Here is a 20,515-nt window from a genome sequence, read left to right as displayed (position 1 = left end):
CAGCAGGTGCTCGATGCGGCGACGGTGTTCTCACCGGACAACGCCCCGCAGGTGCTCGCGCCCTCGACGCTGGACAATCCGCGGATCGTCGAGGACATGCGCGCGGGGTACCGCTAAGGCCCCGGTTCCCGCGCGTTCGCGGATATCGACGATGCCCGCAATGCTGTCCGACTGAACGATTCTTGGCGTTCCGTATGAGTCCCGTGACAGGGATTTTCCTGGCCCATAGGTTGGAACACAGGAAAGATCCACACCACGGAAGACGAATGCAACTCCTGAAAATCATTGAGAGACAATGACATTGCACACTCATGCGCCAAACACACTGTCAACAACGCAGTTTGCGCAACAAGAGAATCGCCACCCTCGGGCACCGTAGGTGCAGTGCCGGGTGGCTGCCACGACCAGAAAGGCACGTAGAAATGCACAAAACCAGCTTGATCACAGTCGGCGTCATCGCGTTGACGGCCGCGATTCTCGGGACCGCCCCGGCCGTGTCTGCGACCCCGTCGGCGCCCGCTTCGGCCGTCAAAACCGTAGCAGACCAACCCAGCCCGGGCGACGGAGTACAGGCGAACGGGACGCGCAGCGGGCGCCAGAAATCGGTCGACACCACCGCCGGAAACGTCTTCACTCCCCCGGTGACGGCCCCCCAGGCCACCGTTGATCCATACAACGACTGAGCGACACTCCCGCGCACGGGGGCGGGTCCGAATACACCTTCGGGCCCGCCCTGGCTTTCTGACCGGCCTCGGTGATGGTGGGCGCGGGGCTAGCTCTCGGCCGACTCCGGTTCGGATTCGGGCTCGGGCTCGGGCTCGGGCCCGTCGGCCAGCAGCTGACGGAAGCCATCTTCGTCGAGCACCGGCACCCCGAGTTCGATCGCCTTGTCGTACTTGGATCCCGGCGCGTCCCCGGCGACCACGTAGGAGGTCTTCTTGGAGACCGAGCCGGCGGCCTTGCCGCCCCGGGTGAGGATGGCCTCTTTGGCCTCGTCGCGGGAGAATCCGGTCAGCGAACCCGTCACCACGATCGACAGACCCTCCAGGGTGCGTTCGATACCGGCATCACGTTCGTCGACCATCCGGACACCGGCGGCGCGCCATTTGTCGACGATCGCACGGTGCCAGTCGACCTCGAACCATTCGATCACCGCGGCGGCGATGGTCGGACCGACGCCCTCCACCGCGGCCAGTTCGGACTCCGAGGCCGCGATGATCGCGTCCAGGCTGCCGAATTCGCCGGCCAGCGCGCGGGCCGCGGTCGGCCCGACGTGCCGGATGGACAGCGCGACCAGGACCCGCCAGAGCGGTTGGGATTTCGCCTTGCCCAGGTTGGCGAGCAGCCGCTTGCCGTTGGCCGACAGCTCGCCGGCCTTGGTGGTGAACAGCTCGGTACGCAGCAGCTGTTCCGCGGTGAGGGTGAACAGATCGCCCTCGTCGGCGATCACCCCGGCCTGCAGCAGCGCGATGCCCGCCTCATAGCCGAGGCCCTCGATGTCGAAGGCACCGCGGCCGGCGACGTGAAACACCCGCTCCCGCAGCTGGGCCGGGCAGCTGCGGGTGTTGGGGCAGCGGATGTCGGCGTCGCCCTCCTTGGCCGGCGCCAGCGTGGTGCCACACTCCGGACACGCTGTGGGCATGACGAATTCGCGTTCGGACCCGTCCCTGAGGTCGACCACCGGGGCCAGTACCTCGGGGATGACGTCACCGGCCTTGCGCAGCACCACGGTGTCACCGATGAGCACACCCTTGCGTTTGACCTCGGAGGCGTTGTGCAGCGTGGCCAACCCGACCGTGGAGCCGGCCACCTTGACCGGTTCCATATAGGCGAACGGGGTGACCCGCCCGGTGCGCCCGACGTTGACCCGGATGTCGAGGAGTTTGGTGGTGACCTCCTCGGGCGGGTACTTGTAGGCGATGGCCCAGCGGGGTGCCCGTGACGTCGCGCCGAGCCGGCGCTGCAGGTTCACATCGTCGACTTTGACCACCAGGCCGTCGATCTCGTGTTCGACATCGTGGCGGTGCTCGCCCCAGTAGGCGATGCGTTCGGCCACGGCCTTGATGCCCTGCACCTGCACGGTGTGGGTGGATACCGGCAGGCCCCAGGCATCCAGCGCCCGGTACGCATCGTGCAGGGAGGCGGGGGTGAAACCTTCGGCCTTGCCGAGTCCGTGACAAATCATCCGCAGCTTGCGCCGCGCGGTCACGGCGGGATTCTTCTGCCGCAGTGAACCGGCCGCGCTGTTGCGCGGGTTGGCGAACGGCGGCTTGCCCTCGGCCACCAGACCGGCGTTGAGTTCCTCGAAATCGGCCAGCCGGAAGAACACCTCACCGCGCACCTCGAGCACGGCGGGTACCGGGAATTCATCTGTGCCGGTGAGTCGTTCGGGGATATCGTCGATGGTGCGGGCGTTGTTGGTGACATCCTCGCCGCTGCGGCCGTCGCCTCGGGTGGCGCCGCGGACCAGGACACCGTCGCGGTAGACCAGCGCCAGCGCGACACCGTCGATCTTCAGTTCGCACAGATAGTCGATATCGGTACCGATCTCGGCGCCCACCCGCGCGGCCCACGCCGACAGCTCGTCGGTGTCGAATGCGTTGTCCAGCGACAGCATCCGTTCCAGATGGTCGGCCGCGGCGAAGTCGGTGGCGAATCCGGCGCCGCCGACCAGCTGGGTCGGCGAGTCCGGGGAGCGCAGTTCCGGGTAGGTGTCCTCCAGGCCCTGCAGTTCACGCAGCAGGGTGTCGAACTCCGCGTCCGAGACGACCGGTGCGTCCTTGACGTAGTAGCGGAACTGATGCCCGCGCACTTCCTCGGCGAGTTCCTGCCATCGACCACGTGCCTCTGCGTCCGGTGAGCTCACCCTGGTCAGGCTAGTCGAGCCCTCCGACACGATTCACAGGGTCGGGATGCGCCGGAATTGCACCACATCACGCCAGGTGGTGCCCTCCCAGCACTGCAGCACGAATCCGCGGGGCTCGACCAGTTCGCGCAGCGCCGCCACGCTCTGGCGATCAGGGTCCGGGAAGGCCTCGACGAACACCAGCAGCGCCCCCGGGTTGAGCACCCGTTCGAGCGCGCGGATGCAGGCGTCCTGGTCGGGTACCTCGCCGAGCACCGCGGCCAGGAAGGCGACGTCAAAGGATTCGTCGGGAAACGGCAGTCCGTCACCGGCGTCCCCGGAATGGAACCCGACCCGGCACCCGCTGTCGATATCGGCCAGCGTGCGCCGCGCCTTGTCCAGCATCTGCGGTTGCAGATCGAACAGGTCGAGCCGGCCCAGCGGCAGGCGCCGGGCGAGTTCGGTGCTGAAGTATCCGGGTCCGGGACCGATCTCCAGCACGCGTTCGTTTCCGGTCAGCCGCAGCGAAGCCACGACGCTGCCGGGCCGCCCGACGAGCCTGCGGATCGGGTTGTTCAAGAACACCGCGGCCCAGTGCGGATACGGGAAGTCACCCACCCGCCTACTCTGCCGGAGCACGGTATCCATCCACGACGTCGGCATATGACCACTCCTCACCTGCGAAAGTAAGGGTAGCCTAACCCATTGGTGGCGCCGATAGACTGCTACCCGTGCCGCACCCGATCATGTTCTCCGACGACGACTTCGGGCTCGCCGAGCTGCGCGAGCTGGCGCTCGGCTTTCCCTCGGCCTTCGAGAAGGTCTCCTGGGGCCGGCCGGTGTTCTGCGTGCCCAAGATGTTCGCCATGTACGGCGGCAACGTGAAGACGGCAGGCGAGATGCTTGCCTTCCCGCACTCGTTGCTCGTCAAGGTGGACGACTCCGACCGCAAGTCTCTCGAGCAGGACGACCGGTTCTTCTTCCCCGCGTACATGGGCCCGTTCGGGTGGATGGGCCTGGACCTGACTGCGGCGAAGGTCGACTGGGACGAGGTCACCGAACTGCTGGACGCCTCGTTCCGGTTGGTGGCAGCGAAGAAACTGGTCAGACAGCTCGACGAGCGCTAGCGGCGAAACTGGCTGCCGGGGCGTCAGATTCGGGCTAGGTGGTCGTCAGGAACGTCCGCAGCCGGTCGAGCACCAGCTCGGGACGCTGCTCGACGATCCAGTGCCCGACGCCGGGTACCAGTTCGAGCTCGAAGTCCGAACAGTGCTCGGGCAGCACCCGCAACAGTTCCGGGGTGAGCACCGAGTCGTCGGTGCCGTGCAACCAGCGCACCGGTATCGACACATGGTGATCGTCGAACTCGCCGCGCATCCAGCGCGCGGCTTCGCGGGTCTGGAAGGTCCGGTACCAGCGCGAGCCGGCTCGGGCGTACCCGGGGCGACGCATACACGCGACATAGAACGCGATGTCCTCGTCGGGTGTCTGGAAGTCCCCGCCCACCCAGGAGCCCAGGAACCGGAAGAACCGTGCCTTCGGGTCGGCGATCACCTTCGGGCCGATCACCGGCAGCAGCATCGGGATCTGGTACCACATGCGCCAGATGTTGATCAGTGCCTCGCGGTCGTGCTTGAGCCAGGGCACCGCGGTGTTCAGGCCCATGAAGGCCGCGACCTTCTCGGGGTGGCGCAGCAGGAAGATGGTGGCCACCGGCCCGCCCCAGTCGTGGGCGACGAGTTTGACCGGTCCCACGCCGAGCCGGTCACAGACCGCGGCCAGATCGTCGGCCATGTCGTTCTTGAGGTAACGGTCCTTGGGCGCCGAGCTCCAGCCCGCCCCGCGCAGATCCGGGCACAGCACCCGGTATCCGTCCTCGGCGAGCGGGCCGATCAGCTCGTGCCATTCCCACCAGTTCTGCGGGAAACCGTGCACCAGCATGACCGGCGGGCCGTCGGCCGGACCGGCGTCGGCGACGTGGATCGTCACGCCGCGACCGAGATCGACATAGCGGTGTTGCACGCCGGGGAGATCGGGCGGGTTGTCCATGACGACAATCTACGGTATCCAGTACCGCTGGTAACGCGACGGCTTCGGAGGTTGCCCCCATTTGCCCCGACGGCGTGGTTCGATGGGCAGCACCATGAGTATCGAAAGCCCGTTTCCCAAGGTCCAGATCCCCTCATCGAGCGTCTATGACTACCTGTTCGCGGACATCGATCCCGCAGTGGCAGAACAGGTCGCGCTGCTGGACGCCAAGACCGGTAACACCACCACCTACGGCCAGCTGGTCGAGCGGATCGACGGGTTCGCCGGAGCGCTCGCGGCCCGCGGGCTCGGCACCGGTGACGTGGTGGGCCTGCTGGCCCCGAACAGTTCGGCGTTCGCCGTCGCCTTCCACGGCATCCTGCGCGCCGGTGCCACCGCCACCACCATCAATGCCCTGTTCACCGCCAAGGACATCACCAAGCAGCTCACCGACAGCAAGGCCGCACTGCTGGTGACGGTCACCGCGCTCACGCCGCAGGCCCTGGAGGGCGCGGCCGGCGCGGGCCTGGACGCGTCCGCGGTGATCGTGCTCGACGGCCCGGGCGCCGACGCCGACGGGCACCCCAACGCCGAGGATCTGCTGGGTCCGGCCCACCCGGCGCCGCAGGTGAGCTTCGATCCGGCCACCCACCTGGCCGTGTTGCCCTACAGCTCGGGCACCACCGGCAACCCCAAGGGCGTGATGCTCACCCACCGCAACCTGGTGGCCAACGTCGCGCAGATCCGGCCGCTGCAGGGCATGACCTCCGGTGACGTCGTCCTGGCCGTGCTGCCGTTCTTCCACATCTACGGGATGACGGTGTTGCTCAACGCCGCACTGCACGCGCGCGCCCAGCTGGTCATCATGCCCGCCTTCGACCTGACCGAATTCCTGGCCAACATCGCCGAGCACAAGTGCACGCACGCTTTCATCGCCCCGCCGGTCGCGGTGGCCCTGGCCAAGCATCCGCTCATCGACGACTACGACCTGTCCTCGTTGCGCGCCATCATGTCCGGTGCCGCGCCGCTGGACGAGGAACTCGGCCGCGCCGTCACGGCCCGCCTCGGCTGTGCGCTGGTGCAGGGCTACGGGATGAGCGAGCTGAGCCCGGTCAGCCACATCACCCCGTTCGACGGCGGCAAGGAACTCGTGGGAGCGGCGGCGCCCGTCAGCTCCTGCGGATGGACGGTGCCCAACGCCGAGTCCAAGCTCGTCGACCCCGCCACCGGGGCGGAGATCGGGCTGCCCGAATCCGGTCTCAGCGAGACCGGCGAGCTCTGGTTCAGGGGCCCCAACGTGATGGTCGGCTACCTCGGCAATGACACCGCGACCCGCGACACCATCGACGATGACGGATTCCTGCACACCGGGGACCTCGCGCGCGTCGACCCGACCGGCTGCGTGTTCATCGTCGACCGCCTCAAGGAGCTGATCAAGTACAAGGGCTACCAGGTGCCGCCCGCCGAGCTGGAGGCCGTGCTGCTGGGCCATCCGTCGATCGCCGACGCCGCCGTCATCGGGGTGATCGAGCAGGAGTCCGGCGAGGAGGTGCCCAAGGCGTTCGTGGTGCGCCAGCCCGACGCCGAGCTCAGCGAGGATGCGGTGATGGAGTTCGTCGCCGGGCAGGTGGCGCCGTACAAGAAGGTCCGTCAGGTGGCGTTCATCGATGCCATCCCGAAGTCGGCGGCGGGGAAGATCCTGCGCAAGGATTTACGGGGTAAGTAGCGGGTCAGATGCGTGGCAGCGCGCCGACGGAGCGCGCCGCCCGGGCCTGCCGGTAGCCCAGAGCGGCGCCGGCCAGCGGGATCAGCAGCAGGCCGAGGATGCCGAACAGTGAGGTCATGGGCTGGCCGGGGCGTGGGTCGGGCCCGATCGGCAGCACCGACAGGCCCATATCGGCCACCCGCAACCCCGCGACCGGCGGCGCGATCGGCGCCGCCACGGGCGCCGCGGCCTGCGATGCGATCACATCGGCCGACACGTCCACCGGCGTCACCGGCGATCGCGGTGGCGATGCCGGTTCGGCGACGCCTGCCGACGGGGTGAGGTCGGGCGCGGAGGGGTAGCTGGGTGCGACGGGTGCGGCCGGGCGCAGTCCCGAACCGGTGCTGATGTCATCGGCCGTTCGCGCGGTTCTGGCCGTGCGCACCGTGCGGGCGCCGTCCGCGGTGGTCACCGAGGGCCGTCTCGTTGCGCTCGACGAGGAGTCCTCGCTGCTGCGTGCGGTGTCGGCGGCTGCGGAGCTGCCGGTGCGCGCGGTGCTCTGCTCCGTGCCGCTGGTGCGTGCGGTGGTCTGCTCAGTCCGGCTCGCGCTGTCGCCGCGGGAGTCGTTGCTGGAGGTACCGCCACGGAAGCCGTCACTGCCACGCCTGCCGGAATCGTCGCGGCGATCGGAATGGTCTGAGTGTGATCCGCGGTGTCCCGGGTCAGCGGTGGCGATGGCGCCAGGTGCAATGACCAGCGTCAATGCGACCGTTGCGCCCGCACCGGCCGTGACCACACGCTTCCACTGATTCACTGGCTCCCCAACCTTCAGAGCTCACCTTACGCCACCGCGAAGTTTGCTTGTCAGATTCCCTCAGGATCGGTTTCCAAACCATCGGCGGCCTTCTGCACCAGGCCGATCGCGGTGCGCGCCCACTCCTCGGTGGCACCGGACAGCCCGCAGGCAGGGGTGATGCCGATCCGCTCGCGCAGCACCGTTCGGGGGAAGCCCAGCCGGTCGGTGACCTTGGCCGCCGCGGCGGCGACCTGCTGGGGTGTCCAGCGCTGTTGCTGCGCGGTGCCGGGCAGCACGCCGAGCAGTACGGTCCGCCCGGACTCCACGAACTCGCCGACCCCGTCCAGGTCGGCGGCCTGCAGGGTGGCGACGTCGACGGAAAGGGCCTGTAATTGGCTGCGCTGCAACAGCTTCCACGGCAGGTGCGGGGCGCAGCTGTGCAGCGCGACCTCGCCGCCCACCCGGGCGATGCATTCGTCCAGCAACGCCGCGGCGACCTGTTCCTCGACCGGATTCACCGGCGAGAAGCTGGTCACCCCGGTCAGCCGGCCCAGCATCGCCGCGGGCAGCAAGGGTTCGTCGAGTTGCACCACGACCTCGGTGCCCAGCCGGCGCGCCACCTCCGCCCGGTGCTGCGACAGACCTTCGGACAGCGACTCGGCCAGGTCGCGCAGCGCACCGCTGTCGGTGATGGCCCGGTGCCCGTTCGCGAGCTCCAGCTGGGCGGCCAGGGTGATCGGCCCGGCGGCCTGGACCTTCACCGGGCGCCCGGAACCGTGCAGACCGGCCTTCTCCCAGGCCTCCTCCAGTGCGTCGAGGTCCTCGTTGAGCATGCTGACCGCGCGGCGCAACACCGAACTGCGGCCCGGGGCGATGCGGTAGGCGCGGGCCACGGTGTCGAAACCGATGTCCACCAGCAGCGCGCCGGTGCGCCCGATCAGGTCCGCGCCGACACCGCGGGCGGGCAACTCCACCAGGTGCGGAAGGGTGTGCAGCTCCCCGATGACGATCTCGGCGGCCTCGCGTGCCGACTCACCCGGCCAGGAACCTATGCCGGTAGCGGCGGCGAAAACACTCATCGGCCAACCGTATTCGATCGCGGTGTCAGCGGGTGACGGTGGCGCTGGCGATGACCTCGTCGCCGGCGGGATCCGGCCGGTAGAGCACCATGGTCTGCCCGGGTGCCACCCCGCGGATCGGGGTCCGCAGGTCGGCGATCAGCCGGCCGTCGTGCAGCTGGGCGACGGCGTCGGCGAAACCTCCGTGGGCGCGCACCTGCACGACGCCCTCGATGGGCCCGGTCGGTGCGGTGCCTGCGGTGAACACGGGCTTCTCCCCCGTCAGCGTCGACACGTCCAGATCATCGGCGGCGCCCACGCGCACCGTCCCGGTCTCGGCGTCGATACCGGTCACGTACCGCGGCTGTCCGTCGGGGCCCGGCCCGGCGATGCCCAGGCCCTTGCGCTGGCCGATGGTGAAACCGTGCACGCCGTCGTGCTCGGCGAGGACGGCGCCACCGGAGTCGACGACCGCACCGGGACGCACCCCGATGCGGGCGCCCAGGAAGGCGCGGGTGTCGCCGGACGGGATGAAGCAGATGTCATGGCTGTCCGGTTTTTCGGCGACGGCCAGACCGCGACGGGCCGCTTCGGCGCGGATCTCCGGCTTGGGGGTGTCACCGATCGGGAAGAGCGCGTGCCGCAGCTGCTCGGCGGTCAGCACCGCCAGCACATAGGACTGGTCCTTGTCGATATCGACCGCGCGGCGCAGCCGGCCGTCGGCGAGCCGCGCATAGTGACCGGTGGCGACGGCGTCGAATCCCAGCGCCAGCGCGCGCGCCGAGAGCGCGGAGAACTTGATCGTCTCATTGCACTTCACGCACGGATTGGGCGTTTCGCCGCGCGCGTAGGAATCGACGAAGTCGTCGATCACCTCTTCCTTGAAGCGGTCCGCGAAGTCCCACACGTAGAACGGGATGTCGAGAATATCGGCGACGCGGCGGGCATCGCCGGCGTCCTCCTTGGAGCAGCAGCCCCGCGACCCGGTGCGCAGCGTGCCCGGGGCCGCCGACAGCGCCAGGTGCACACCGACGACATCGTGGCCGGCGTCCACCATCCGCGCCGCGGCCACCGACGAATCGACCCCGCCGCTCATCGCGACCAGAACCCTCATCGTCGTGTCCCCGCACTGGCCAGCGCGGCCTGCCTGGCCCGCTCCACCGCGGCGGGCAGCACAGCCACCGCGGCATCGACGTCGGCCTCGGTACTGGTGTGCCCCAACGAGAGTCGCAGCGAACCACGGGCAGCGGCCGGGTCGGCGCCCATCGCGACGAGCACATGGGAGGGCTGCGCCACACCGGCCGTGCAGGCCGAACCGGTCGAACATTCGACACCCTTGGCGTCGAGCAGCATCAGCAGGGCGTCGCCCTCACAGCCGCGGAAGGTGAAGTGGGCGTTGCCGGGCAGTCGGTGATCGCCGCTCGCGCCGTTGACGTCGACATCTTCGATCTGTGCCTGCACGCCGGCGATCAGCCGGTCGCGCAGCGCGCGGACCCGGGCGCTGGACTCGGCGAGCCCCTCCACCGCCACCCGGGCGGCCGCGGCCATCGCCACCGCGGCGGCGACATCCGGTGTGCCCGAACGGACGTCACGCTCCTGACCACCACCGTGCAGGATCGGCACGCAGGCGGTGTCACGCCGCAGTACCAGTGCGCCGATGCCGGTCGGTCCGCCGAACTTGTGCGCGGCCACGCTCATCGCCGACAGCCCGCTCGCGGCGAACGCCACCGGGATGTGCCCGACGGCCTGGATCGCGTCGCTGTGCATCGGGATCTCGAATTCGGCTGCCACTGCTGCCAATTCGGCGATCGGCAGGATGGTGCCGACCTCGTTGTTGGCCCACATGATCGACACCAGTGCCACGTCGTCATGGGTGCTCAGTGCCGCACGCAGCGACTCGGGCGCCACCGAACCGTCGGCGTCGACGGGCAGCCAGGTGACCTCGGCGCCTTCGTGCTCGGCGAGCCACTCGACGGCGTCGAGCACGGCGTGATGCTCGACGGGAGTGGTCACGATCCGCCGGCGGCGCGGATCGGCATCCCGGCGTGCCCAGTAGATGCCCTTGACCGCCAGGTTGTCGGACTCGGTGCCGCCGGCGGTGAAGATCACCTCGGACGGGCGGGCACCCAGCAGACCGGCCAGCGTCTCGCGGGCCTCCTCCATCCGCCGGCGCGCCGCGCGGCCGGACGTGTGCAGCGAGGATGCGTTGCCGACCGTGGCCAGCGCACCGACCATCGCCTCGATGGCAGCGGGGTGCATCGGGGTGGTGGCAGCGTGATCGAGGTAAACGGCTGTCATGGCCCATCAAGGATAGCCGCCGGCCCGGGTGCGGCCGGCCGTCGAGGTCAGGCGGCCAGTGCGTGCCCCGGTGTGTGACCGTGCGCGCCGGGTGCCACGGCGCGGCGGGCGGTGCCGCGAACGGCCGCCTCGCAGCGGGCGGCCAGGTCGCGCCGGTCCTGCCCGGGCAGTTCCAGCGACTGCACCTGCACGTGCACCACCGTGCGGCGGGCCGTGACGAGCCGGCGGATCGAGTCCAGCAGGGTGTCCTCGCCGATGTAGGCGGGCACGGTCGACGGGCTGCCGTCACGATGGTGGTAGTCCAGCCGCAGCGGCTGCACCGGGCGGCCCGCGTCCACGGCGGCCTGGAACATGGCCGGCCGGAACCGTCCGTATCCGAGCCCGCACCAGGTGGTGCCCTCCGGGAAGGCCACCACCGTGTGGCCGTTGCGCAGCCGCGCCGCCACCGCGCTGACCACCGCGGGCAGCCTGCGCAGGTTCTCCCGTTCGATCGGGATGACCTTCATGATCCGGGCGACGACACCGAGCGCCGGCCAGTTGATCAGGTCGGCGCGGGCCACGAACGACCCCGGCATGACCGCCCCGATGCTGAAGATGTCCAGCCAGGACACGTGGCCGCTGACCACCAGCACGCCACGCAGGTTGCGGATGGGGCCGCCGGAGACGGTGATCCGCACGCCGACGCAGCGCAGCATGAGCCGGCAGTAGGCGCGCTGCAGGTGCGAGCGGCCCGGTAGCGGCACCGCCAGCAGCGGCACCGCCAGGAACAACAGCAGGGCACCGGTGACGCGCAGCGTCGTGCGGGTCCAGACCGCGGGACGGGATCCGAGCGGGGCCGCACCGGCGTGCATGCAGCTGGCGTCGCAGGAGGCCCGCGGCAGCCAGGAGTGATCGCTCGCGACGGTCATGATCCGGTCTCGCTCTCGGTGGTGTCGGCGGCCTGCGATACCGAGCGCAGCCGCTTCAGGTAGCGCACGTCGGCGTGCCGCTTGTCCAGCAGCGCCGGGAAGTCACCGACGCCGAACTCGGGATCGTGGGCGGGTTCACCGCACACCTGGGCGCCGAGGCGCAGATAGCCGCGCATCAGCGCCGGCACGGTGACCCGGGCCGGTGGTGCGATCTCGTCGAGGCCGCGGCCGTCGATGACCACCGGGCGGTAGGGCCGCACGGTGAACTCCCGCGGGGCGCCGTGGCGGCGCAGCACGAAGTCGCGGACCCCGCGCAGCTGGCTGCCGGGGCGCTCCAGGTCGCCGGCTGGATGCGTGGGCACCGACACACAGCCGGTCACGTAGTCGTAGCCGCAGCGGTCCAGGTAGGCCAGGATGCCCGCCCACATCAGCAGCACCACAGCGCCGTTGCGGTGATCTCCGCGGACCACGGCGCGGCCCATCTCGACCAGCGACGGCCGCAGGGCGTCCAGCGCGCGGACATCGAATTCGGTGGCGGTGTACAGACTTCCGGCGGCGATGGCGCCGGGCGGCGGGAGCATCCGGTAGCAGCCGACGAGTTCGCCGGAGCCGTCCTCGCGCACCAACAGGTGATCGCAGAACTGGTCGAAGCGGTCGGCGTCCAGTCCGTCGCTAGTCTGCGCCATGGCGAAACCGGGCTCGGAGGTGAACACATCGTGGCGCAGGCGCTGGGCCGCCTCGATATCCGCGGGTTCGGTGGACAGCAGCAGGGTGTAGCGCGGCCCCGGTGTCCCGGGTGTCGCCTGGTCGATGTCATCAGCCGGTATGAGTACAGATGCGGTGCTCATGCTGAGCACGGTCGCGCCTGCGGGTCTCCGGGCGGCATCAGGGGCGTGACGTGTCCGTGCACGGTGCGTGAACAGCACGCACAGCACGCGAAAGCGCCCCGGAACATGTGTTCCGGGGCGCCTTTCGAGCGGCAGAGAGCGGGATTAACCCTTGCGGGCCTTGACCGCCTCGGTCAGCTGCGGGGTGACCTTGAACAGGTCGCCGACAATGCCGAGATCGGCGATCTCGAAGATCGGCGCCTCTTCGTCCTTGTTGACCGCGATGATGGTCTTGGACGTCTGCATACCGGCGCGGTGCTGGATGGCACCGGAGATGCCCAGCGCGATGTACAGCTGCGGGGAGACCGTCTTACCGGTCTGACCGACCTGGAACTGACCGGCGTAGTAGCCGGAGTCGACGGCGGCACGCGAGGCGCCGACGGCGGCACCGAGCGAATCGGCGAGCTCCTCGACGACCTTGAAGTTCTCCTCGCTACCGACGCCACGGCCACCGGCGACCACGACGCTGGCCTCGGTGAGCTCCGGACGGTCACCCGCCACGACGGGTTCGCGGGACGTGATCTTCGTCGCATTTTCGGCCTGCGCCGGAACCTCGACGGAGACGACCTCGCCGGCACCGTCGGCCGGGGCGGCCTCGACGGCACCCGGGCGCACGGTGATCACGGGGAGTTCACCGGTGGCCTGGGCGTCGACGGTGAACGCGCCACCGAAGATGCTGTGGACGCCGATGCCGCCCTCTTTGATCTCGACGACGTCGACCAGCAGGCCCGAGCCCAGACGCGCGGCCAGCCGGCCGGCGACCTCTTTGCCCTCGGCGTTGGCGGCGATGACGACGGCGGCGGGAGCGGCCGACTCGGTCAGCGCGGCGAGCACGTCGACCTTCGGGGTGACCAGGAAGCTGTCCACGTCGGCCGACTCGGCGACGTAGATCTTGGCGGCGCCGGCGGCCTTGAGGCCGTCGGTGAGGGCCGCGGCGGTGCCCTCGGCACCCACCACGACCGCGGAGGGCTCACCCAGAACGCGGGCGGCGGTGATCAGTTCGGTGCTGACCTTCTTCAGTGCACCTTCGGCGTGCTCGACGAGCACAAGTACTTCAGCCATGAATATGTCCTTATGTGTTGTCAGAGAAGATTGGGATCGGCGACTAGATCAGCTTCTGGGAGACCAGGTACTCGGCGACCTTCTTGCCGCCCTCGCCCTCGTCGGTGACCTTCTCGCCCGCGGTCTTCGGGGGCTTGGGGGTCGACGAGAGCACCTTGGAACCGGCGTTCGCCACGCCCACCTCGTCGGCCTCGACACCGATCTCGGCCAGGGTCAGGACGGTGACTTCCTTCTTCTTGGCGGCCATGATGCCCTTGAAGGACGGGAAGCGGGGCTCGTTGATCTTCTCGTTGACGCTGACCACGGCGGGCAGCGAGGCCTCAAGGCCGAAGACGCCGTCGTCGGTCTCGCGCTCGCCGGTGACCTTGCCGCCCTCGACGTTCAGCTTGCGTACGTGGGTCAGCTGCGGCAGACCCAGGTATTCGGCGATGACGGCGGGCACTGCGCCGCCGACGCCGTCGGTGGCCTCGTTACCGGCGATGACCAGCTCGGTGCCCTCGATGGTGCCCAGCGCGCGGGCCAGGGCCCAGCCCGTCTGGATCACATCGGAGCCGTGCAGGCCGTCGTCCTTGAGGTGCACGGCCTTGTCGGCACCCATGGACAGCGCCTTGCGGATGGCCTCGGTGGCGCGCTCGGGGCCGGCGGTCAGCACGGTGACGGTGCTGTCGCCGCCCTCGCGCTCCTTGATGAGCAGCGCTTCTTCGACGGCACGCTCGTTGATCTCGTCGAGCACGGCGTCGGCAGCTTCCCGGTCCAGGGTCCAATCACCCTCGGACAGCTTGCGCTCGGACCAAGTGTCAGGGACCTGCTTGATCAGGACCACGATGTTTGTCATGACTGTGGTTCGTCCTCCTCGATGAGGCCGGCAGCCGGCCTGGGCATATCACGTTTTGTCGAACGGCCTCCAGGTTACTCGCGGGTAACTTTGACGGCACGCATGGACACCATAACCCGTTGGTTGGTTCGCTCAGACCCCACGGTCGCCAGGGCATCCGTTCGCGAACCGGCCATTACGGGTTAGCCTGCCTTCCAATGAGCACAATCGGTTCCGTCGACAGCGCTGGCCCGGGCGATCCCCTGCCCCTGACCGGCGAGCGCACCATCCCCGGCCTGGCCGAGGAGAACTACTGGTTCCGCCGCCACGAGGTCGTCTATCAGCGACTCGCCGACCGCTGCGCCGGTCGCGACGTGCTGGAGGCCGGCCCCGGCGAGGGGTACGGCGCCGATCTGATCGCCGCTGTCGCGCGCAGTGTCACCGGGGTGGATTACGACGAGCAGGCCGTCGCGCACATCCGCGCGAAGTATCCGCGGGTGCAGATGCACCTGGGCAACCTCGCCGACCTGCCATTAGCCGATGGCTCGGTGGATGTGGTGGTCAACTTCCAGGTGATCGAGCATCTGTGGGACCAAGGCCAGTTCGTCACCGAATGCGCCCGCGTGCTGCGCCCGGGCGGGGTGCTGCTGATGTCCACGCCGAATCGCATCACCTTCTCACCGGGCCGTGACACCCCGCTCAACCCGTTCCACACCCGGGAACTGAACGCCGACGAACTCACCGAACTGCTGGAGCAGGGCGGCTTCCGCGTCGAGGCCATGCTCGGGGTTTTCCACGGCACCGCACTGGCCGAACGCGACGCCCGCCACGGCGGTTCCATCATTGCGGCCCAGATCGACCGCGCGGTTGCGGATGCGCCGTGGTCGCAGGAGTTGCTCGCCGACGTCGCCGCGGTGCGCGCCGACGATTTCGATCTGCTCGACGCGAAAGAAGGCCGAATCGACGACAGCCTGGATCTGGTGGCCATCGCGGTGTTGCCGTGACGCGATCACTTCCCCAGTCGCTGCGCTCCCGCCCGCCGGAATCTGTGCCGGAGTCCCCCGGCATGTTCACGCTGGTGCTGCACACGCACCTGCCCTGGCTGGCCCACCACGGCCGCTGGCCCGTCGGCGAGGAATGGCTGTACCAGTCCTGGGCGGCGGCCTATCTGCCGCTCATGCGGGTGCTGCGCACGCTGGCCGCCGAGGACCGCAGCCACCTGGTCAGCCTGGGCATGACCCCGGTGGTCACCGCCCAGCTCGATGACCCGTACTGCCTGACCGGCATGCACCACTGGCTGGCCAACTGGCAGCTGCGGGCCCTGGAAGCGACCACCGTGCAGACCGGCACCGGCGCCGCGGGCACCTTCGGTTCGGCGGAAGCGATGCGCCAGTTCGGTATCCGCGAACATGCGGCCGCCACCGAGGCCCTGGAGGATTTCACCACGCTGTGGCGCCACGGCGGCAGTCCGCTGCTGCGCCAGCTCGTCGACGCCGGGACCATCGAGCTGCTCGGCGGTCCCCTCTCGCACCCGTTCCAGCCGCTGCTCAATCCGCGGTTGCGCGAGTTCGCGCTACGCGAGGGCCTGGCCGATGCCCGGCAGCGCTTCGCCCACACCCCGACGGGCATCTGGGCACCCGAGTGCGCGTACGCCCCGGGAATGGAAACCGGTTACGCCGCAGCCGGTGTCAGCCACTTCATGGTCGACGGTCCGTCGCTGCACGGCGATACCGCGCTGGGCAGGCCCGTCGGTGACACCGACGTGGTGGCCTTCGGTCGCGACCTGCAGGTCAGCTACCGGGTGTGGTCGCCGAAGTCCGGCTACCCCGGGCACGCCGCCTACCGCGACTTCCACACCTATGACCACCTCACCGGGCTCAAGCCGGCGCGGGTGACGGGGCGCAACGTGCCCTCCGACGCCAAGGCGCCCTACGAACCCGAGCGCGCCGACAAGGCGATCGACAAACACGTCGCGGACTTCGTCGGCGTGGTGCGCCGCAGGCTGCGTCAGGAATCCGAACGCATCGGTCGGCCGGCGCATGTGGTCGCCGCCTTCGACACCGAACTGTTCGGGCACTGGTGGTACGAGGGCCCGCGGTGGCTGGAGCGACTGCTGCGCGCGCTGCCCGAGGCCGGTATCCGGGTGGGCACCCTGTCCGACGCCATCGAGGCCGGATTCGTCGGCCCTGCGGTCGAATTGCCGCCCAGCTCTTGGGGTTCGGGCAAGGACTGGCAGGTCTGGAACGGCGAGAAGGTGTCCGATCTGGTGCAACTCAACGCCGAGGTCGTCGACACCGCGCTGTCGGCGGTGGACAAGGCGCTGGCCCACCGCGGGCCCGGCGCGTCGCGCGATCTGGTGGCCGACCAGATCCTGCGCGAGACCCTGCTGACGGTGTCCAGTGACTGGCCGTTCATGGTCAGCAAGGACTCCGCCGCCGAATACGCCCGCTACCGCGCCCATCTGCACGCCCATGCCACCCGGGAGATCTCGGCGGCGCTGGCCTCCGGGCGGCGCGAGCAGGCGCAGCGGCTGGCCGGCGACTGGAACCGAGCCGACGGGCTGTTCGGCGCCCTGGACGCCAGGCGGCTCCCCCGATGACCCCGTCCGTCGAAGGTGCGTGCACGTGAAGATCCTCATGGTGTCGTGGGAGTACCCACCGGTGATCATCGGCGGCCTCGGCCGCCACGTGCACCACCTGGCCACCGAACTCGTCATGGCCGGCCATGAGGTCGTGGTGCTCTCGCGCCGGCCCACCGGCACCGACCCGAGCACCCACCCGTCGACCGACGAGGTCACCGAGGGCGTGCGCGTCATCGCCGCCGCCCAGGACCCGCACGAATTCACCTTCGGCACCGACATGATGGCCTGGACGATGGCCATGGGACACGCCATGGTGCGCTCCGGGCTGACGCTGCGCGACTGGGAACCCGACCTGGTGCACGCGCATGACTGGCTGGTGGCCCACCCCGCTATCGCGCTGGCCGAATTCTTCGATGTGCCTTTGGTTTCCACCATTCACGCCACCGAGGCGGGACGACATTCGGGGTGGGTTTCCGGACCGGTCAGCCGCCAGGTGCACGCATTGGAATCCTGGCTGGTGCACGAATCCGATTCGCTGATCACGTGTTCGGCGTCCATGCGCGAGGAGATCGACGCCCTGTTCGGACCGGCACTGTCCGAGACCACCGTCATCCCGAACGGGATCGACACCGACGGCTGGCCGTTCGCGCCGCGCCGCGCCCACGGCGGCCCGGCCGAGCTGCTCTACTTCGGTCGACTGGAGTACGAGAAGGGTGTGCACGACGCGATCGCCGCACTCCCCCGCATCCGCAAGACCCACCCGGGCACCACGCTGACCATCGCCGGCGACGGTACCCAGCTGGACTTCCTCACCGCACAGGCCCGCAAGCACAAGGTGCTCAAGGCCACGAAGTTCATCGGCCGCGTGGACCATCAGGGCCTGGTCACGTTGTTGCACCGCGCCGATGCGGCGGTGCTGCCCTCGCATTACGAACCGTTCGGCATCGTCGCGCTCGAAGCCGCCGCCACCGGCACCCCGCTGGTGACCTCGACCGCCGGCGGGCTGGGTGAGGCCGTCATCGACGGCGTCACCGGCATGTCCTGCCCGCCGCGCGACGTGGCGGGCCTGGCCACCGCGGTGCGCGGCGTGCTCGACGACCCGGCCGCTGCCCAGCAGCGCGCCCTGGCCGCCCGTGACCGGCTGACCTCCGATTTCTCCTGGCCGACGGTGGCCGACCACACCGCGCAGGTCTACCTGGCCGCCAAACGCGCCGAGCGGCAACCGCAACCGCGCCGACTCATCGTGGAACGCCCGCTGCCCGACTACGGCTAGCCCACCCGCGCCTTCACCCGGCGAAACTCGCGTACCCGTTGCTCCACAGGCCTTGGGAGCAACGGGTACGCGTGTTTCGGCACCCTTGACAATATTTTTTGTCAAGGTCAAACTGGGCACATGGTCGAGATCGAGGTGATCACCGACCCGGCGGCCGCGACAAGCGCGCTCGATCCCGTGCGTGCGCGACTGCTGGCCGAGCTGAGCGAGCCGGCGTCCGCCGCGACGCTGGCGGCTCGGGTCGGTCTTTCCCGCCAGAAGGTCAACTACCACCTGCGCGCGCTGGAACGTCATCGGTTGGTGGCCGTCGCCGAGGAGCGGCAGTGGGGCGGGCTGACCGAACGCCTGCTGGTCGCCAGCGCGGCCTCCTATGTGGTGTCCCCCAGCGCGCTGGGGCAGGTCGCCTCCCGGGTCGACAAGACCAACGACCGCTTCTCGGCCGGCCACCTCATCGCGCTGGCGGCGCGGGTGGTCAACGAGGTCGGTGAAATCTGGCAGGCGGCAAGGCAAGCCGACAAACGCCTGGCGACGCTGTCCATCGACACCACGATCCGCTTCCGGTCCCCGGCGGATCGTGCCTTTTTCACCAGGGACCTCACCGAAGCGGTCGCGGCGCTCGCCGCCCGCTACCACGACGAGACGGCACCACGCGGACGTCCTCATCGACTGTTCGTCGCGTCCTACCCCGCGCCGTCGCCCGACGAGAGCCAGGAGAACCGACATGCCCGTGAACCATGACGACGAAAAGCGCTGGGTCGAAATGCAACTCGTGGTCCCCGGCACGCCGGAACAGGTATGGCAGGCCGTCGCCACCGGACCGGGGAACACGGCCTGGTTCACCAACGCCGCCATCGAGGAGAAGGTCGGCGGCGCAATCCGTTTCGACTTCGGACCCAACGGATCCTCCACCGGTGAGGTCACCGAATGGGAACCGCCACACCGGTTCGGGTACGTCGAAAGCGACTGGTGCGATGACGCGCCTCCAGTGGCAACCGAGATCACCGTCACCGCCCGCTCCGGGGACCACTGTGTCATCAGGATGGTGCACTCGCTGTTCACCGACAGCGCCGACTGGGATGACCAGATCGAGGGTTTCGAATCGGGCTGGCCCGGCCACTTCGCGGTGCTGCACAACTATCTCGCGCACTTCGCGGGCAAACCGGCCGTCACCTTTCACCTGTCGGCCACCGGGGACATCCCCCAGCCCGAGGCGTGGAAGCTGATGCTGGCCGCCTTCGGGCTCGACCACGCCGATGTGGGAGACCTGCGCACGCTGCGGCCCGCACAGGACGATTTCGTCGGTCTCGTCGACCGGGTGTATCAGGACGACAAACAGCGCTACCTGGTGGCGCGGCTGGCCGAACCGACCACGGGTGCGGTGATGTTCGGCATCTGCGCACCGGGCGGTCAGACCACCACCGGCATCAACGCGTTCTTCTACGGCGACGATGCGGCGAGCAACGCCGAACTCGCGAAACCCGCGTGGCAGAAACTGCTGGAGGGCGCGCTGCGCTGATCAGCGCGCGGCTTTCTTCCGCTCGATATCGGCCAGGTTCGCGGCCAACTCGGCGCGCTCGGCGGCCGACGCGTCCCAGGCCACCTTGCGGTTCTTGACCACCTTCGCCGGTGAACCGACGGCGATGGAGAAGTCCGGGATCTCCCCCTTGACCACCGCGTGCGCACCGAGCACACATCCGCGGCCGACGGAGGTGCCACGCAGCACGCTGACCTTCGCCGCCACCCAGGTGTCCGGACCGATCCGCACCGGGCTCTTGATGATGCCCTGATCCTTGATCGGCAGCTCCAGGCTGTCCATCTTGTGGTCGAAATCGCAGACGTAGCACCAGTCGGCCATCAGCACCGAATCGCCGAGCTCGATGTCCAGGTAGGTGTTGATCACGTTGTCCCGGCCCAGCACCACCTTGTCGCCGATGCGCAGCGAGCCCTCGTGGCACCGGATGGTGTTCTTGTCCCCGATGTGCACCCAGCGCCCGATCTCCATGGTGGACAGCTCCGGGGTGGCCTCGATCTCCACACCCTTGCCCAGGAACACCATGCCGCGGGTGATGATGTGCGGGTTGCGCAGCTTGAACTTCAGCAACCGCCAGTAGCGCACCAGGTACCACGGCGTGTACGCCTTGTTCGCCAGCACCCAGCGCAGCGAGTCGCGGGTCAGAAACTGCGCCTGGCGCGGATCGCTCAAGCGCGAACCACGCCACCTCTTGTGTAACGGCGCGCCCCACATCGTCGTCATGGCCGG

General features: G+C 69.2%; 20 protein-coding genes. 8 read left to right on the top strand and 12 right to left on the bottom strand.

What is annotated here, in order from left to right; genetic code table 11:
- Nucleotides 1-117, top strand: a 117-nt coding sequence (locus AC1DTF_RS14895) for a hypothetical protein (RefSeq protein WP_477474619.1), incomplete at its 5' end; no start/stop codon positions are given.
- A gap of 655 nt (nucleotides 118-772) precedes the next feature.
- Here AC1DTF_RS14895 and ligA read toward each other — a convergent pair.
- Both ligA and AC1DTF_RS14885 read right to left on the bottom strand, forming a co-directional pair.
- Nucleotides 773-2,866, bottom strand: a complete 2,094-nt coding sequence (gene ligA, locus AC1DTF_RS14890) for an NAD-dependent DNA ligase LigA (RefSeq protein WP_477474618.1) — start codon at nucleotides 2,864-2,866, stop codon at nucleotides 773-775.
- Nucleotides 2,867-2,899: 33 nt separating this feature from the next.
- The gene (locus AC1DTF_RS14885; RefSeq protein ID WP_057166282.1) at nucleotides 2,900-3,493 is read right to left on the bottom strand and encodes a class I SAM-dependent methyltransferase; all 594 of its coding nucleotides are present in this window, start codon (nucleotides 3,491-3,493) and stop codon (nucleotides 2,900-2,902) included.
- A gap of 83 nt (nucleotides 3,494-3,576) precedes the next feature.
- Here AC1DTF_RS14885 and AC1DTF_RS14880 point away from each other — a divergent pair, with 83 nt between their 5' ends.
- Nucleotides 3,577-3,972, top strand: a complete 396-nt coding sequence (locus tag AC1DTF_RS14880; protein WP_057166281.1) for an MmcQ/YjbR family DNA-binding protein — start codon at nucleotides 3,577-3,579, stop codon at nucleotides 3,970-3,972.
- A 34-nt stretch (nucleotides 3,973-4,006) separates the two neighbouring features.
- On the opposite strand, the gene AC1DTF_RS14875 is transcribed toward AC1DTF_RS14880, so the two are convergent.
- Nucleotides 4,007-4,894 carry an alpha/beta fold hydrolase gene (locus tag AC1DTF_RS14875; protein ID WP_057166280.1) on the bottom strand — a complete coding sequence of 296 codons (888 nt, stop codon included), beginning with the start codon at nucleotides 4,892-4,894 and terminating at the stop codon, nucleotides 4,007-4,009.
- A 94-nt stretch (nucleotides 4,895-4,988) separates the two neighbouring features.
- Here AC1DTF_RS14875 and AC1DTF_RS14870 point away from each other — a divergent pair, with 94 nt between their 5' ends.
- On the top strand, nucleotides 4,989-6,599 hold the full coding sequence (locus AC1DTF_RS14870) for a 4-coumarate--CoA ligase family protein (RefSeq protein WP_057166414.1): 1,611 nt from the start codon (nucleotides 4,989-4,991) through the stop codon (nucleotides 6,597-6,599).
- Nucleotides 6,600-6,603: 4 nt separating this feature from the next.
- Here AC1DTF_RS14870 and AC1DTF_RS14865 read toward each other — a convergent pair whose 3' ends face one another.
- From AC1DTF_RS14865 to AC1DTF_RS14830, 8 genes are all read right to left on the bottom strand, one after another.
- Nucleotides 6,604-7,392, bottom strand: coding sequence for a hypothetical protein (locus AC1DTF_RS14865; RefSeq protein ID WP_057166279.1), 789 nt, complete (start codon nucleotides 7,390-7,392; stop codon nucleotides 6,604-6,606).
- A gap of 50 nt (nucleotides 7,393-7,442) precedes the next feature.
- Entirely contained in the window at nucleotides 7,443-8,453 is a 1,011-nt protein-coding gene (locus AC1DTF_RS14860; RefSeq protein WP_477474617.1) for a methionine synthase, read from the bottom strand.
- Nucleotides 8,454-8,478: 25 nt separating this feature from the next.
- A complete protein-coding gene (gene mnmA / locus AC1DTF_RS14855) occupies nucleotides 8,479-9,546 on the bottom strand; it encodes a tRNA 2-thiouridine(34) synthase MnmA (RefSeq protein ID WP_057166277.1) in 1,068 nt (355 codons plus the stop codon).
- Complete coding sequence (locus tag AC1DTF_RS14850; RefSeq protein WP_477474616.1) at nucleotides 9,543-10,730, bottom strand: cysteine desulfurase family protein; 1,188 nt, start codon at nucleotides 10,728-10,730, stop codon at nucleotides 9,543-9,545. Before AC1DTF_RS14850 ends, mnmA begins: the two co-directional genes overlap by 4 nt.
- A 47-nt stretch (nucleotides 10,731-10,777) precedes the next feature.
- On the bottom strand, nucleotides 10,778-11,638 hold the full coding sequence (locus tag AC1DTF_RS14845; RefSeq protein ID WP_477474615.1) for a lysophospholipid acyltransferase family protein: 861 nt from the start codon (nucleotides 11,636-11,638) through the stop codon (nucleotides 10,778-10,780).
- Entirely contained in the window at nucleotides 11,635-12,486 is an 852-nt protein-coding gene (locus tag AC1DTF_RS14840; protein WP_477474614.1) for a GNAT family N-acetyltransferase, read from the bottom strand. Before AC1DTF_RS14840 ends, AC1DTF_RS14845 begins: the two co-directional genes overlap by 4 nt.
- Nucleotides 12,487-12,630: 144 nt before the next feature.
- The gene (locus AC1DTF_RS14835; RefSeq protein WP_057166273.1) at nucleotides 12,631-13,587 is read right to left on the bottom strand and encodes an electron transfer flavoprotein subunit alpha/FixB family protein; all 957 of its coding nucleotides are present in this window, start codon (nucleotides 13,585-13,587) and stop codon (nucleotides 12,631-12,633) included.
- A gap of 43 nt (nucleotides 13,588-13,630) precedes the next feature.
- Entirely contained in the window at nucleotides 13,631-14,422 is a 792-nt protein-coding gene (locus AC1DTF_RS14830) for an electron transfer flavoprotein subunit beta/FixA family protein (RefSeq protein WP_057166272.1), read from the bottom strand.
- 197 nt (nucleotides 14,423-14,619) lie between these two features.
- Between AC1DTF_RS14830 and AC1DTF_RS14825 the strand changes: the two genes are divergently transcribed.
- The 5 genes from AC1DTF_RS14825 to AC1DTF_RS14805 all read left to right on the top strand — a co-directional run bounded on the left by AC1DTF_RS14825 (nucleotide 14,620) and on the right by AC1DTF_RS14805 (nucleotide 19,771).
- Nucleotides 14,620-15,405 carry a class I SAM-dependent methyltransferase gene (locus AC1DTF_RS14825; protein WP_477474613.1) on the top strand — a complete coding sequence of 262 codons (786 nt, stop codon included), beginning with the start codon at nucleotides 14,620-14,622 and terminating at the stop codon, nucleotides 15,403-15,405.
- Nucleotides 15,406-15,467: 62 nt separating this feature from the next.
- A complete protein-coding gene (locus AC1DTF_RS14820; protein ID WP_057166413.1) occupies nucleotides 15,468-17,000 on the top strand; it encodes a 1,4-alpha-glucan branching protein domain-containing protein in 1,533 nt (510 codons plus the stop codon).
- A 25-nt stretch (nucleotides 17,001-17,025) separates the two neighbouring features.
- Nucleotides 17,026-18,255, top strand: coding sequence for a glycosyltransferase family 4 protein (locus tag AC1DTF_RS14815; RefSeq protein ID WP_477474612.1), 1,230 nt, complete (start codon nucleotides 17,026-17,028; stop codon nucleotides 18,253-18,255).
- A 120-nt stretch (nucleotides 18,256-18,375) separates the two neighbouring features.
- Nucleotides 18,376-18,993, top strand: a complete 618-nt coding sequence (locus tag AC1DTF_RS14810) for an ArsR/SmtB family transcription factor (RefSeq protein ID WP_477474611.1) — start codon at nucleotides 18,376-18,378, stop codon at nucleotides 18,991-18,993.
- The gene (locus AC1DTF_RS14805; RefSeq protein ID WP_477474610.1) at nucleotides 18,977-19,771 is read left to right on the top strand and encodes an SRPBCC family protein; all 795 of its coding nucleotides are present in this window, start codon (nucleotides 18,977-18,979) and stop codon (nucleotides 19,769-19,771) included. Before AC1DTF_RS14810 ends, AC1DTF_RS14805 begins: the two co-directional genes overlap by 17 nt.
- Here the strand turns inward: AC1DTF_RS14805 and AC1DTF_RS14800 are convergent, their stop codons facing one another.
- Complete coding sequence (locus AC1DTF_RS14800) at nucleotides 19,772-20,509, bottom strand: acyltransferase (RefSeq protein WP_057166267.1); 738 nt, start codon at nucleotides 20,507-20,509, stop codon at nucleotides 19,772-19,774.
- Nucleotides 20,510-20,515 lie beyond the last annotated feature (6 nt).

It is taken from the genome of Mycobacterium sp. P4_H6, assembly GCF_056400845.1.
Note: the sequence above shows the minus strand (reverse complement) of the source record. Positions and strands in the feature narration are given on the sequence as shown.